At 51.7% G+C, this 15,121-nt stretch carries 10 protein-coding genes, 2 tRNA genes and 3 rRNA genes; 3 read left to right on the plus strand and 12 right to left on the minus strand.

The window, feature by feature from the left end:
- Positions 1-2: 2 nt before the first annotated feature.
- The 3 genes from dsbA to E4Z61_RS16425 all read right to left on the minus strand — a co-directional run bounded on the left by dsbA (position 3) and on the right by E4Z61_RS16425 (position 1,975).
- Complete coding sequence (gene dsbA / locus E4Z61_RS16415) at positions 3-626, minus strand: thiol:disulfide interchange protein DsbA (protein WP_135323694.1); 624 nt, start codon at positions 624-626, stop codon at positions 3-5.
- 16 nt (positions 627-642) lie between these two features.
- On the minus strand, positions 643-1,629 hold the full coding sequence (locus E4Z61_RS16420) for a serine/threonine protein kinase (protein ID WP_135323695.1): 987 nt from the start codon (positions 1,627-1,629) through the stop codon (positions 643-645).
- 76 nt (positions 1,630-1,705) lie between these two features.
- Complete coding sequence (locus E4Z61_RS16425; RefSeq protein WP_042325406.1) at positions 1,706-1,975, minus strand: YihD family protein; 270 nt, start codon at positions 1,973-1,975, stop codon at positions 1,706-1,708.
- A 69-nt stretch (positions 1,976-2,044) separates the two neighbouring features.
- On the opposite strand from E4Z61_RS16425, the gene mobA reads away from it, so the two are divergent.
- Positions 2,045-2,629: a molybdenum cofactor guanylyltransferase MobA gene (gene mobA / locus E4Z61_RS16430; protein WP_135323696.1), complete on the plus strand. Its 585-nt coding sequence runs from the start codon at positions 2,045-2,047 to the stop codon at positions 2,627-2,629.
- The gene (mobB, locus tag E4Z61_RS16435; protein WP_135323697.1) at positions 2,626-3,129 is read left to right on the plus strand and encodes a molybdopterin-guanine dinucleotide biosynthesis protein MobB; all 504 of its coding nucleotides are present in this window, start codon (positions 2,626-2,628) and stop codon (positions 3,127-3,129) included. The genes mobA and mobB overlap by 4 nt, the downstream gene beginning before the upstream one ends.
- A gap of 105 nt (positions 3,130-3,234) precedes the next feature.
- On the opposite strand, the gene rrf is transcribed toward mobB, so the two are convergent.
- The 9 genes from rrf to pepQ all read right to left on the minus strand — a co-directional run bounded on the left by rrf (position 3,235) and on the right by pepQ (position 12,737).
- Positions 3,235-3,350, minus strand: a 5S ribosomal RNA gene (gene rrf / locus E4Z61_RS16440).
- A 91-nt stretch (positions 3,351-3,441) separates the two neighbouring features.
- Positions 3,442-6,351, minus strand: a 23S ribosomal RNA gene (locus E4Z61_RS16445).
- A 206-nt stretch (positions 6,352-6,557) separates the two neighbouring features.
- Positions 6,558-6,633 (minus strand) — tRNA-Ala (locus E4Z61_RS16450).
- Positions 6,634-6,679: 46 nt separating this feature from the next.
- Positions 6,680-6,756 (minus strand) — tRNA-Ile (locus tag E4Z61_RS16455).
- A gap of 70 nt (positions 6,757-6,826) precedes the next feature.
- Positions 6,827-8,368: ribosomal RNA gene (locus tag E4Z61_RS16460) — 16S ribosomal RNA — on the minus strand.
- Together the 16S, 23S and 5S rRNA genes with 2 tRNA genes alongside form the textbook arrangement of a ribosomal RNA operon.
- A 376-nt stretch (positions 8,369-8,744) precedes the next feature.
- Positions 8,745-9,290, minus strand: coding sequence for a menaquinone-dependent protoporphyrinogen IX dehydrogenase (hemG, locus tag E4Z61_RS16470; protein WP_135323698.1), 546 nt, complete (start codon positions 9,288-9,290; stop codon positions 8,745-8,747).
- A gap of 11 nt (positions 9,291-9,301) precedes the next feature.
- Positions 9,302-10,753, minus strand: coding sequence for a Trk system potassium transporter TrkH (trkH, locus tag E4Z61_RS16475; protein WP_047407543.1), 1,452 nt, complete (start codon positions 10,751-10,753; stop codon positions 9,302-9,304).
- 38 nt (positions 10,754-10,791) lie between these two features.
- The gene (locus E4Z61_RS16480) at positions 10,792-11,406 is read right to left on the minus strand and encodes an IMPACT family protein (RefSeq protein ID WP_135323699.1); all 615 of its coding nucleotides are present in this window, start codon (positions 11,404-11,406) and stop codon (positions 10,792-10,794) included.
- A complete protein-coding gene (gene pepQ, locus E4Z61_RS16485) occupies positions 11,406-12,737 on the minus strand; it encodes a Xaa-Pro dipeptidase (protein WP_135323700.1) in 1,332 nt (443 codons plus the stop codon). The genes E4Z61_RS16480 and pepQ overlap by 1 nt, the downstream gene beginning before the upstream one ends.
- A 189-nt stretch (positions 12,738-12,926) precedes the next feature.
- Between pepQ and fadB the strand changes: the two genes are divergently transcribed.
- Complete coding sequence (gene fadB / locus E4Z61_RS16490; RefSeq protein WP_135323701.1) at positions 12,927-15,116, plus strand: fatty acid oxidation complex subunit alpha FadB; 2,190 nt, start codon at positions 12,927-12,929, stop codon at positions 15,114-15,116.
- Positions 15,117-15,121 lie beyond the last annotated feature (5 nt).

Genomic DNA, 15,121 nt, shown 5'->3' on the forward strand with positions numbered 1-15,121 from the left:
GTTTACTTTTGGCCTACCAGATATTTCACGGTATCGGCATATTGCTGTACAAAGATATCCATGCTGCTGGTATCCATGCCCTGCGGATTCACCTGATATTTGCCATTAACGAACATCGCCGGAACGCCCTGCAATTGCAGATCGGACGCCGCTTTTTCCTGCTGCGCGACGAGGGATTTCACCACGAAGCTGTTCCATGCCGCATCATAATCTTCACCTTTAATACCCGCATCGACAAATACTTTACGGATATCAGCGGTAGACTGAACGGTCTGAGTTTTCTGTACCGCATCAAACAACGGTACCGTAACTTTATCTTCAACCCCAAGCGCCATAGCAACAGCCCACGCCTGGGTCAGATCTTTGCCCAGAGGGCCCAAAAACTCAACGTGGTATTTAGTCATCTTGGTGCCTTCCGGCAGTTTTTTCTTCACGTTATCAGACACATGAAGCACTTCTTCAAACTGATAGCAATGCGGGCAGTAGAAGGAGAAGAACTCCAACACCTGCGGTTCACCTGCAATAGGTTTTTCCAGTGTGATGTACTGCTTTCCATCCTGGAACTGCGCTGCCGATGCGCTAAAAGCTAAAACCATACCAGCCAGCGCCAGCCATATTTTTTTCATGTTTAAATCTCTCCGATTAATACATTGGCGTTAATTGCAAGGGGGGTTCTTGCAGAATTTTTGCCTGCTCAATAAAGGTCGCAGTCTGACGGTGCCAGTAATCTTCTCCGGTTAACCACGGGAAGTTTTTTGGGAACGCAGGGTCAGCCCAACGTCGAATCAGCCAGGCAAGATAATAAACTAAACGCATGGCGCGTAAAGGTTCAATGAGTCCTATTTCAGCAATGTCGAATTCAGTAAACTCTTCATAAGCTTCGATAATGGTTTCAAGCTGCATACGTTGTTCAGCTTTGTCACCATTTAGCAGCATCCATAAATCCTGAATGGCCGGGCCATTGCGGGCATCATCTAAATCGACAAACATCGGACCATCGCGCCAGAGAATATTTCCGGCATGACAGTCACCGTGCAGGCGTAGGGGATCAAAACGAGTATGCCAGCGTTCGGTAACCACGCTGATAAGCGCATCCGTTGCTTTCAGGAAAGCCGCCTTTTGCCCTGATGGAATAATCTGCGCACTGTCGAAAAGTTTACGCGGTTCAATCAGGTATTCTTCAAGGCCAATGGTCGGTCGGAAAGAGAAAGGCTGCTTACGCCCGGTTTGGTGCAGACGCCCCAGATAGCGGCCAACCGACTCCATTTGATCAATATTGTCGGCTTCAAACTGGCGTCCCCCTACGCTGGGAAATATTGCATAGTGGAATCCCTGATGCCCCAATAACGTCTGGCCATTAAACACAATCGGCGCTGCAACCGGCACGTCATCACGCACCAGTTCCAGTGCAAACTGATGCTCTTCCTGTATTTGATCGGCGGACCAACGCTCAGGACGGTAAAACTTTACGACAAAGCGTTGACGGTCTTCGTCCTGGAATTGGTAGACACGGTTTTCATAGCTGTTGAGCGGGGTAAGCCCGGAATCCACCCGGATCCCCTGTTCAAACAGCGCATCCATGATGGTATCCGGGTGTAGCGTCTGGAAAGTAAAAGCGTTGTTGTTCATCCCATCATCCGGAAATTACTACGAATGATTCAGGATATCATTTCGCAGCACGTTCGGTGGCGGCGATTACAAGCTTTTACTCTTTAATTACGCCACGTGCGCGTAGTAGTGCAGTTTTAAAGTCTTCTTCATAATCTTTCTGAATGCCAGGGATCACCGCATCTTTCGCTGAGTCACGCATTTTCAGGTGATAGATCAGAATGTCATCAGTTAAATCCGCCAGTTCACCGTCAAAACCTGACTCTTTCGCCAGTTTCTGTAAAAATTGCATCAGGTTGAGATCGGGTTCTTTCTGCCAGGCTGGCTGGAGGAGTTCAATAACTTCATTCAGACGTTTACATTTCATGGTTGTGCTCCTTACGCTTAATATAGATACGTTAGCAGGGTCAATCCCACATTAAAAGAGGCGATATCAGTGATTCTGGATAGTGCAATTACAGGGGTTGTCCTGGCAGGCGGTAAGGCCAGGCGGATGGGGGGAGCAGATAAAGGACTGCTTGAACTGGACGGTAAGCCTTTATGGCGGCACGTCGCCGATGCTCTCGCTTTACAGGTCGAGACCGTAGTGGTTAACGCCAATCGCCATCAGGATATTTACCAACAAAGCGGCCTGAAAGTGATCCCCGATTCATTGGCTGATTTCCCGGGCCCGCTGGCCGGAATGCTGTCGGTATTTTTGCAGCAGGCAGGAGACTGGTTTTTATTCTGTCCCTGCGATATGCCTTATATCCCGAATAATCTGGTCGCACGGCTGGCAGAACAACGTAAAAATGCGCCAGTGGTATGGGTCCATGATGGGGAACGAGATCACCCGACAATTGCACTGATGAATAGATCAATGCAACCGTTGCTGCAGGACTATCTTCAGACAGGTGAACGACGGGTGATGGTCTTTATGCACCAGGCAGGCGGACACGCCGTCGATTTTAGCGAATATAAAGATGCGTTTGTGAACGTGAACACGCCAGAAGAATTAGCCAGATGGCAGGATAAATCATGATCCCATTGCTCGGCATTGCCGCATGGAGCGGCACAGGAAAAACCACACTGCTCAAAAAACTGATCCCGGAACTGTGCGCCAGAGGCATTCGCCCAGGATTAATTAAACATACCCACCACGATATGGACGTCGATAAACCCGGCAAGGATAGCTATGAGTTACGCAAAGTTGGAGCAGCACAAACGCTAGTCGCCAGCCAGCAACGCTGGGCGCTGATGACGGAAACACCGGAACAGCCCGATCTGGATTTAGCATACCTGGTGAGCCGAATGGATGCTTCAACGTTGGATTTGGTACTGGTGGAGGGTTTTAAACACGAACCTGTCGCGAAGATCCTGCTTTTTCGCGAGGGTTGCGAGCATGCTCCTGAAGAGTTGGTGATGGATGAGTATGTTATCGCGGTTGCCAGTGATGTTCCGCTGACTATGGATATCCCACTGTTAGATATCAATGATATACAGCAAATTGCAAATTTTGTGACGCAGTGGGTAGGACGATAACCGTAGGCCGGATAAGACGTTTACACCGCCACCACCTATAAATTCTCCCAAAATACAGACGCAAAAAAGCCCATCCGTCAGGATGGGCTTCTTCACTCGTTTGATGCCTGGCAGTTCCCTACTCTCGCATGGGGAGACCCCACACTACCATCGGCGCTACGGCGTTTCACTTCTGAGTTCGGCATGGGGTCAGGTGGGACCACCGCGCTACAGCCGCCAGGCAAATTCTGTTTATCAGACCGCTTTTGCGTTCTGATGTTATCTGTATCAGGCTGAAAATCTGTCTCTTCACCAAAACACCTTTGGCGTTGTAAGGTTAAGCCTCACGGTTCATTAGTATCGGTTAGCTCAATGTATCGCTACACTTACACACCCGACCTATCAACGTCGTAGTCTTCAACGTTCCTTCAGGACTCTCAAGGAGTCAGGGAGAACTCATCTCGGGGCAAGTTTCGTGCTTAGATGCTTTCAGCACTTATCTTTTCCGCATTTAGCTACCGGGCAATGCCATTGGCATGACAACCCGAACACCAGTGATGCGTCCACTCCGGTCCTCTCGTACTAGGAGCAGCCCCCCTCAATTCTCCAGCGCCCACGGCAGATAGGGACCGAACTGTCTCACGACGTTCTAAACCCAGCTCGCGTACCACTTTAAATGGCGAACAGCCATACCCTTGGGACCTACTTCAGCCCCAGGATGTGATGAGCCGACATCGAGGTGCCAAACACCGCCGTCGATATGAACTCTTGGGCGGTATCAGCCTGTTATCCCCGGAGTACCTTTTATCCGTTGAGCGATGGCCCTTCCATTCAGAACCACCGGATCACTAAGACCTGCTTTCGCACCTGCTCGAGCCGTCACTCTCGCAGTCAAGCTAGCTTATGCCTTTGCACTAACCTCCTGATGTCCGACCAGGATTAGCTAACCTTCGTGCTCCTCCGTTACTCTTTAGGAGGAGACCGCCCCAGTCAAACTACCCACCAGACACTGTCCGCAACCCGGATCACGGGTCTACGTTAGAACACCAGCCATTAAAGGGTGGTATTTCAAGGTTGGCTCCATGCAGACTGGCGTCCACACTTCAAAGCCTCCCACCTATCCTACACATCAAGGACCAGTGTTCAGTGTCAAGCTATAGTAAAGGTTCACGGGGTCTTTCCGTCTTGCCGCGGGTACACTGCATCTTCACAGCGAGTTCAATTTCACTGAGTCTCGGGTGGAGACAGCCTGGCCATCATTACGCCATTCGTGCAGGTCGGAACTTACCCGACAAGGAATTTCGCTACCTTAGGACCGTTATAGTTACGGCCGCCGTTTACCGGGGCTTCGATCAAGAGCTTCTCCTTACGGATAACCCCATCAATTAACCTTCCGGCACCGGGCAGGCGTCACACCGTATACGTCCACTTTCGTGTTTGCACAGTGCTGTGTTTTTAATAAACAGTTGCAGCCAGCTGGTATCTTCGACTGATTTCAGCTCCACGAGCAAGTCGCTTCACCTGGTATCAGCGTGCCTTCTCCCGAAGTTACGGCACCATTTTGCCTAGTTCCTTCACCCGAGTTCTCTCAAGCGCCTTGGTATTCTCTACCTGACCACCTGTGTCGGTTTGGGGTACGATTTTGTGTTACCTGATGCTTAGAGGCTTTTCCTGGAAGCAGGGCATTTGTTACTTCAGCACCGTAGTGCCTCGTCATCACACCTCAGCGTTTAATAAGAGTCCGGATTTACCTAAACTCTCCGCCTACATGCTTAAACCGGGACAACCGTCGCCCGGCTAACATAGCCTTCTCCGTCCCCCCTTCGCAGTAACACCAAGTACAGGAATATTAACCTGTTTCCCATCGACTACGCCTTTCGGCCTCGCCTTAGGGGTCGACTCACCCTGCCCCGATTAACGTTGGACAGGAACCCTTGGTCTTCCGGCGTGCGGGTTTTTCACCCGCATTATCGTTACTTATGTCAGCATTCGCACTTCTGATACCTCCAGCAACCCTCACAGGCCACCTTCAACGGCTTACAGAACGCTCCCCTACCCAACAACACATAGTGTCGCTGCCGCAGCTTCGGTGCACAGTTTAGCCCCGTTACATCTTCCGCGCAGGCCGACTCGACCAGTGAGCTATTACGCTTTCTTTAAATGATGGCTGCTTCTAAGCCAACATCCTGGCTGTCTGTGCCTTCCCACATCGTTTCCCACTTAACTGTGACTTTGGGACCTTAGCTGGCGGTCTGGGTTGTTTCCCTCTTCACGACGGACGTTAGCACCCGCCGTGTGTCTCCCGTGATAACATTCTTCGGTATTCGTAGTTTGCATCGGGTTGGTAAGTCGGGATGACCCCCTAGCCGAAACAGTGCTCTACCCCCGAAGATGAGTTCACGAGGCGCTACCTAAATAGCTTTCGGGGAGAACCAGCTATCTCCCGGTTTGATTGGCCTTTCACCCCCAGCCACAAGTCATCCGCTAATTTTTCAACATTAGTCGGTTCGGTCCTCCAGTTAGTGTTACCCAACCTTCAACCTGCCCATGGCTAGATCACCGGGTTTCGGGTCTATACCCTGCAACTTAACGCCCAGTTAAGACTCGGTTTCCCTTCGGCTCCCCTATACGGTTAACCTTGCTACAGAATATAAGTCGCTGACCCATTATACAAAAGGTACGCAGTCACCCTGATAAATCAAGGCTCCCACTGCTTGTACGTACACGGTTTCAGGTTCTTTTTCACTCCCCTCGCCGGGGTTCTTTTCGCCTTTCCCTCACGGTACTGGTTCACTATCGGTCAGTCAGGAGTATTTAGCCTTGGAGGATGGTCCCCCCATATTCAGACAGGATACCACGTGTCCCGCCCTACTCTTCGAGTTCACAGCATGTGTGATTTTGTGTACGGGACTATCACCCTGTACCGTCGGACTTTCCAGACCGTTCCACTACCACATATGCTGATTCAGACTCTGGGCTGCTCCCCGTTCGCTCGCCGCTACTGGGGGAATCTCGGTTGATTTCTTTTCCTCGGGGTACTTAGATGTTTCAGTTCCCCCGGTTCGCTTCGTTAAGCTATGTATTTACTTAACGATAGTGCAACGAATTGCACTGGGTTTCCCCATTCGGAAATCGCCGGCTATAACGGTTCATATCACCTTACCGACGCTTATCGCAGATTAGCACGTCCTTCATCGCCTCTGACTGCCAGGGCATCCACCGTGTACGCTTAGTCGCTTAACCTCACAACCCGAAGATGTTTCGTAAAACATTTCGACTTGCGAAAATTTGAGAGACTCGAACACACCGCTTATCTGTTCTTATTACGGAGAACAGACACAGTGTATCGTTTCAATTTTCAGCTTGATCCAGATTTTTAAAGAGCAAAACTTCGCAGTGAACCTTTTCAGGTACACTCTGAAGTTTTCTTGTGTTTTTGCAGTAAAGGATGGTGGAGCTATGCGGGATCGAACCGCAGACCTCCTGCGTGCAAGGCAGGCGCTCTCCCAGCTGAGCTATAACCCCATCGTAAAACTGTTCTCTGTACCGCTCATCCTTTATGAAAGGATTTTGGTAGGCCTGAGTGGACTTGAACCACCGACCTCACCCTTATCAGGGGTGCGCTCTAACCACCTGAGCTACAAGCCTGCAGAGATTTTTACTGCTAATTTTTCATCAGACAATCTGTGTGAGCACTACAAAGAACGTTTCTTTAAGGTAAGGAGGTGATCCAACCGCAGGTTCCCCTACGGTTACCTTGTTACGACTTCACCCCAGTCATGAATCACAAAGTGGTAAGCGCCCTCCCGAAGGTTAAGCTACCTACTTCTTTTGCAACCCACTCCCATGGTGTGACGGGCGGTGTGTACAAGGCCCGGGAACGTATTCACCGTAGCATTCTGATCTACGATTACTAGCGATTCCGACTTCATGGAGTCGAGTTGCAGACTCCAATCCGGACTACGACATACTTTATGAGGTCCGCTTGCTCTCGCGAGGTCGCTTCTCTTTGTATATGCCATTGTAGCACGTGTGTAGCCCTACTCGTAAGGGCCATGATGACTTGACGTCATCCCCACCTTCCTCCAGTTTATCACTGGCAGTCTCCTTTGAGTTCCCGGCCGAACCGCTGGCAACAAAGGATAAGGGTTGCGCTCGTTGCGGGACTTAACCCAACATTTCACAACACGAGCTGACGACAGCCATGCAGCACCTGTCTCAGAGTTCCCGAAGGCACCAAAGCATCTCTGCTAAGTTCTCTGGATGTCAAGAGTAGGTAAGGTTCTTCGCGTTGCATCGAATTAAACCACATGCTCCACCGCTTGTGCGGGCCCCCGTCAATTCATTTGAGTTTTAACCTTGCGGCCGTACTCCCCAGGCGGTCGACTTAACGCGTTAGCTCCGGAAGCCACTCCTCAAGGGAACAACCTCCAAGTCGACATCGTTTACGGCGTGGACTACCAGGGTATCTAATCCTGTTTGCTCCCCACGCTTTCGCACCTGAGCGTCAGTCTTTGTCCAGGGGGCCGCCTTCGCCACCGGTATTCCTCCAGATCTCTACGCATTTCACCGCTACACCTGGAATTCTACCCCCCTCTACAAGACTCTAGCCTGCCAGTTTCGGATGCAGTTCCCAGGTTGAGCCCGGGGATTTCACATCCGACTTGACAGACCGCCTGCGTGCGCTTTACGCCCAGTAATTCCGATTAACGCTTGCACCCTCCGTATTACCGCGGCTGCTGGCACGGAGTTAGCCGGTGCTTCTTCTGCGAGTAACGTCAATTGCTGCGGTTATTAACCACAACACCTTCCTCCTCGCTGAAAGTACTTTACAACCCGAAGGCCTTCTTCATACACGCGGCATGGCTGCATCAGGCTTGCGCCCATTGTGCAATATTCCCCACTGCTGCCTCCCGTAGGAGTCTGGACCGTGTCTCAGTTCCAGTGTGGCTGGTCATCCTCTCAGACCAGCTAGGGATCGTCGCCTAGGTGAGCCGTTACCCCACCTACTAGCTAATCCCATCTGGGCACATCCGATGGCAAGAGGCCCGAAGGTCCCCCTCTTTGGTCTTGCGACGTTATGCGGTATTAGCTACCGTTTCCAGTAGTTATCCCCCTCCATCGGGCAGTTTCCCAGACATTACTCACCCGTCCGCCACTCGTCACCCAAGGAGCAAGCTCCTCTGTGCTACCGTTCGACTTGCATGTGTTAGGCCTGCCGCCAGCGTTCAATCTGAGCCATGATCAAACTCTTCAATTTAAGTTTGATGCTCGTGAATTAAACTTCGTAATGAATTACGTATGTTCACTCAGAGACTTGGTATTCATTTTTCGTCTTGCGACGTTAAGAATCCGTATCTTCGAGTGCCCACACAGATTGTCTGATAAATTGTTAAAGAGCAGTGCAACGCGGCTTTCGCTCACCGTTGCGAGGTCCCGTATAATACGTTTTCCTCATTCAGAGTCAAGCAATTATTTCTGCTTTTCTCTGCAAGGTTCTCAGTGGAACCCCGCTGACCCGGCGGCGTGTAATCCGTTGTTCCGTGTCAGTGGAGGCGCATTATAGGGAGTTATTTCAGACTGACAAGCGGAAATTTAAAATAATTTTCCAAGTGCGTATTTTTTATTCTTTGCGTTTATTTTAGCGACGCTTTGTTGGTTAATTGGGCTATTTCCCGGGCAAAACCTGCAACCTGTTCCCAGTCGGTGTACACCACTTCTTTATTCGTATCCGTTTCACCACCTGACATCTTCATAATCAGTTGGATCATGACGCGGTCATACCAACGATAACGAGGATAAAGCAGCGCTCCGGCGATTACTGCGCTACGGTCTGGGCGCCACGGCGAACTCATCAGAAACTTGCGTGCATAGCTGTTGGTTTGCGGGGTACGTTTTTCTGGCTTACGGGCAACCAGGTTAACGGAGAAGAACGCGCTCGGCATCGAGTTCAGCCGCGTAGCGTTCTTTTTCACAAACTCCTGAAAAGCAGAATGGTAGTGACCGTAGCGAATCGAAGCGCCGATCACCACGCTGTCATAGTTCTTCCAGTCAGGTTCTTCAGTGCGGTGCAGATTCATAACATCCGCCCAGACGCCCAGCTCTTTGAGTTCAGAAGCCAAATACTCGGCAATTTCGCGCGTTTGTCCATCCCGGGAAGAAAAAAGAATCAGTGTTTTCACGTGTTACTCCATTATTCACGCCAGAAGGTAGGGGTAAAGAGTACCAGCAGGGTAAAGACTTCCAGACGACCAAACAGCATATTGGCAATCAGGATCCATTTCGCCACTGGATTCATGCTGGCAAAGTTATCGGCAACCACGCCCAGCCCAGGCCCCAGGTTATTCAGCGTCGCGACAACAGAAGCAAAAGCGGAGAAGTCATCTACACCGGTCGCGATAATCGCCAGCATACTGATAATAAAGACTAACGCATAAGCCGAGAAGAATCCCCATACCGCTTCGAGAATACGTTCCGGCAATGCACGGTTACCCAGTTTAATACTGTAAACCGCATTCGGGTGGACTAGGCGTTTCAGTTCACGGTTACCCTGTTTAAACAGCAGCAGGATACGAATCACCTTCAAGCCACCGCCCGTTGACCCGGCACAGCCACCAATAAAGGCAGAGCACAGCAACAGTACCGGCAGGAACAGCGGCCAGCGAGCAATACTGTCCGTGGTGAACCCCGCAGTGGTCGCCATCGACACCACCTGGAAGAAGGCCTGATTGATCGTCGTGAGTGCCGAACCATAGGTATTGTGTATCCACAGTACCAGCGTACAGATGACCACCAGCGTCAACTGTACACCAATGAACATACGGAATTCCGGGTCGCGCCAGTAGACCTTCAGACTACGCCCGCTTAATAAAGAGAAGTGCAGGCCATAGTTACACCCAGAGATCAGTAAGAAAATAGCAATAATCGTGTTGATCGTGGGGCTGTCGAAATAGCCCACGCTGGCGTCGTGCGTTGAAAAGCCGCCGATAGCAATGGTGGCAAAGCTGTGACCAATAGCGTCAAACGCGGGCATGCCGGCAAACCACAGCGCCAGCGCGCAGGCCACCGTCAGCAATACATAGATAAGCCACAGGGTTTTCGCCGTTTCAGCAATACGCGGACGCATTTTATTGTCTTTCAGCGGCCCGGGCATTTCTGCCCGATAGAGCTGCATCCCACCAACGCCAAGAATCGGCAGAATAGCCACCGCCAGTACGATGATCCCCATACCACCAAACCATTGCAGCATTTGGCGATAAAAGAGAATTGCATGTGGCAGTGAATCCAGCCCCACCAGCGTGGTTGCACCTGTGGTGGTTAAGCCGGAGAAGGATTCGAAAAACGCATCGGTGATCGTCAGATTAGGACTTTCCGCAAAGATAAACGGTAGCGCACCCACGCTGCCCAGCACGGTCCAGAACAAGACCACGATAAGAAAGCCTTCTCGGGATTTCAGCTCACCCTTTTCCTTACGGTTCGGCCACCACAGCATGGAGCCAATCGCCAGCGCAACAAAGAAAGTTTGCGTAAATGCACGACCCGCCCCATCACGGTAGATAAGCGCTACCAGTCCGGGGATGATCATTGTCCCCGAGAATAAGATGACCAGTAGTCCAACGATTCGGGTAATGGCGCGAAAATGCATCTCTGCCGCTTCCTTAGTTCTTTAAAATGAGGTGGGGATTATTCTTCAATCGCTAACAATTGCAATGAACCTCGACTAAAATCCGCCAGTTTTGCTGAAAATTCATCCACTTTCGCGTAAGGAAGCGCTACCCGTAGCTGAACGAATGCCTGGTAATCACTGGAAACGATTTTACCGTCGAACTGCCCCAACAATGCCTCAATACCTGCCAGTTGGCCGTACTCACACTGCAAAGTATATTCGGTTAACGGCGTCTTGCGCTGCGTCGTTAATTGCCGCAGCGCCTGACTCACACCACCGCCATAGGCTTTTACCAGCCCGCCAGTGCCGAGAAGAATACCGCCGTAGTAGCGCACCACCACGGCGGTAATCTCGCCGACGCCACTGCCCATTAGCTGGGCAAGCATCGGTTTACCTGCCGTACCCGCCGGTTCACCGTCGTCCGAAAAGCCCAGCTGTTGCGAATCATCCGGCGCACCCGCCACCCACGCCACGCAATGGTGGCGGGCGTCCGGGTGTTCCGCTCTGACTGACTCAACAAAAGCTTTCGCCGCCTCTACGCCATCCGTGTGGGCGAGCAGCGTAATGAAGCGGCTTTTTTTGATCTCTTCAACGACACTAACCGGCGCCGCAGGGATTAACCAACTGTCCATTACGCCAGTTTCAAATCCCGGGTCATATTTTCGATATGGTTCTCGTGGATAACCACGTTATCTTCAATTCGAATACCACCGAACGGCTTCAGCGCTTCAATTTTCTGCCAGTTGAAGTGTTTGCTGAACTGCCCTTCACGCCACGGCGCTAACAGTGATTCGATAAAGTAAATGCCCGGCTCGATGGTCAGGACCATGCCCGGTTGCAGCACGCGCGTGCAGCGCAGGTATGGATACTTCGACGGCGCAGCGAGATGCGTACCGCTGTCATCCTGCATAAAACCGGCAACATCATGAACCTGCAAGCCCAGCGGGTGACCAATACCGTGCGGCATAAACGGCCCAGTCAGATCGTTTTCCACCATCGCCTCTTCACTCATGCCTGTAATGATTTGATGTTTGCGTAGCAACTTAGCAATGCGCTGATGGAACTGGATGTGATAATCCACATAGTTGGCACCCGCTTTCATAGTGGCAATCAGCGCCAGTTCTTCTTCGTTAACATCTTTCACCAGCTGCGCATAATCGTTGTCGCTTTTCGCCGACCAGGTCCGCGTCAGGTCTGCCGCATAACCGTTATATTCTGCCCCGGCGTCCAGCAGGAAGCTGCGGATTTCTGACGGTGGCTGATGATCCAGCTTGGTGTAATGCAGCACGGAGGCATGTTCGTTAAGCGCGACGATGTTACTGTAAGGCACGTCGGTATCACGATGGCCCGTAGCGGTCAGATAAGCCAGGTTGATATCGAACTCGCTCATTCCGGAACGGAACGCTTCTTCCGCCGCACGGTGTCCGCTTACCGCCATTTTCTGCGCCTCACGCATACAGGCCAGCTCGTAATCGGTTTTATAAGAGCGGTAATAATGAAGATAGTCGATCACATCTTTCGGGTTGATGTTGCTGGCCGCGATGTCCAGCTGCAGCGCACGTTCCGGAACCGGGCCGATGTACCCAATATTGCCGCGTGCGGCAGGAAGTTGGCTACCAATCCCGTCGGCCTTTGGCAGTGCAATGATTTCAACTTCTTCGGTCCAGAAAGAAGTCGGCAGCGGTTCAACGTTGTGCCAGTAATCAACAGGCAGGTAGAACCACAGTTTCGGCTTATTCACGCCATCCACCAGCAACCAGCAGTTAGGAACCTGCGTGACGGGTACCCAGGCTTTAAACTGCGGATTGACCTTGAACGGATACGGATGGTCGTCAAGAAAAACGTTAACCAGCTCACCGGAGTGAATAAGTAACGCATCCAGCTTAAAGCGCGTCAGCGCATCGCGCGCGCGTTCCTGTAAGGTAACAATATGATTTTTATAGAGTGCGGCCAGTGATTCCATTATTTACCCTTCTGTTTTTTTGACCTCAAGTTTCCGCATCTTAGCACATCGTCCTGTGACTGCGTGATTTCTACCGAGCGTGATCGGCCCGTCATTTCTTTAATCATTCATTTGCATTTTATTAACACAAAATACACACTTCGATTCATCTGGTATGACCAGATCACCTTGCGGATTCAGGAGACTGACATGCTTTACAAAGGCGACACCCTGTACCTCGACTGGCTGGAAGATGGCATCGCCGAACTGGTGTTCGATGCCCCTGGCTCGGTCAATAAACTCGACACGGCAACCGTAGCCAGCCTTGGCCATGCGCTTGATGTGCTGGAAAAACAACACGATTTAAAAGGGCTGCTGCTGCGTTCTAACAAAGCGGCCTTTATTGTCGGTGCTGATATCACCGAATTCCTTTCGCTGTTCCTCGTTCCTGAAGAACAACTAAGCCAGTGGCTGCACTTTGCCAATAGCGTCTTTAATCGCCTGGAAGATCTGCCTGTCCCAACCCTGTCTGCGGTAAACGGCTATGCGTTGGGCGGCGGCTGCGAGTGCGTACTGGCGACCGACTACCGCCTGGCAACCCCAGACCTACGCATCGGCTTGCCGGAAACCAAGCTGGGCATTATGCCGGGCTTTGGCGGCTCCGTGCGTATGCCACGCATGCTCGGAGCGGACAGCGCATTAGAAATCATTGCCGCAGGTAAAGATGTCGGTGCCGAGCAGGCACTGAAAATCGGTCTGGTTGATGGCATCGTGAAGCAGGATAAACTGCTCAATGGCGCAATAGCGGTATTACGTCAGGCAATCAACGGTGACCTCGACTGGAAGGCCAAACGCCAACCGAAGCTGGAGCCGCTGAAGCTCAGCAAAATTGAAGCTGCAATGAGCTTTACCATCGCCAAAGGCATGGTCGCGCAGACTGCGGGTAAACATTACCCGGCGCCGATCACCGCAGTAAAAACCATTGAAGCCGCCGCCCGCTTTGGTCGTGAAGAAGCGCTGAATCTGGAAAACAACAGTTTTGTTCCGTTGGCTCACACCGCTGAGGCCCGCGCGTTAGTTGGTATTTTCCTCAACGATCAGTTCGTCAAAGCAAAAGCGAAAAAACTGACGAAAGATATTGAGACACCAAAGCAGGCTGCTGTACTGGGCGCAGGCATTATGGGCGGCGGAATCGCTTACCAGTCAGCCTGGAAAGGCGTGCCGGTTATCATGAAAGACATCAATGAAAAATCACTGACGCTGGGCATGACCGAAGCGGCCAAGCTGCTGAATAAACAGCTTGAGCGCGGCAAGATTGACGGTCTGAAAATGGCAGGCGTGATTTCCACCATCCACCCTACCCTCGACTACACCGGCTTTGAACGCGTAGACGTGGTGGTAGAAGCGGTTGTTGAAAATCCGAAAGTGAAAAAAGCGGTGCTGGCAGAGACCGAAGATAAAGTACGTCCGGATGCTGTTCTGGCGTCGAACACCTCGACGATCCCAATCAGCGAGCTGGCCAGTGTGCTAAAACGCCCGGAAAATTTCTGCGGGATGCACTTCTTTAACCCGGTGCACCGTATGCCGTTGGTTGAGATCATTCGCGGCGAGAAAAGTTCGGATGAAACTATCGCCAAGGTTGTCGCCTGGGCCAGCAAAATGGGCAAGACGCCAATTGTGGTCAACGACTGCCCCGGCTTCTTTGTTAACCGCGTGCTGTTCCCTTACTTTGCAGGTTTTAGTCAGCTTCTGCGCGATGGCGCAGACTTCCGCAAAATCGATAAAGTGATGGAGAAACAGTTTGGCTGGCCAATGGGCCCGGCCTATCTGCTGGATGTGGTCGGTATTGATACCGCACATCACGCGCAGGCGGTGATGTCCGCAGGCTTCCCACAGCGGATGCAGAAAGATTATCGCGACGCGATTGACGCACTGTTCGACGCCAGCCGCTTTGGACAGAAAAATGGTCTCGGATTCTGGCGTTATAAAGAGGACAGCAAAGGCAAGCCGAAAAAAGAAGAGGATGCTGCCGTTGATGGCCTGCTGGCAGAAGTCAGTCAGCCGAAGCGTGATTTCACCGATGACGAGATTATCGCCCGCATGATGATCCCGATGGTCAATGAAGTGGTGCGCTGCCTGGAAGAAGGCATTATCGCCAGTCCGGCTGAAGCCGATATGGCACTAGTTTACGGCCTTGGCTTCCCTCCGTTCCACGGCGGCGCGTTCCGCTGGCTGGATACGCTCGGCAGCGCGAAATACCTCGATATGGCGCTGCAATACCAGCACCTCGGCCCGCTGTATGATGTGCCTGAAGGATTGCGTAATAAAGCGCGTCATAACGAACCGTACTACCCCCCGGTTGAGCCTGCCCGCCCGGTTGGCGACCTGAAAACGGCTTAAGGAGT

Origin of the sequence: Citrobacter tructae, from assembly GCF_004684345.1 — a bacterium.
Classification (GTDB): domain Bacteria; phylum Pseudomonadota; class Gammaproteobacteria; order Enterobacterales; family Enterobacteriaceae; genus Citrobacter; species Citrobacter tructae.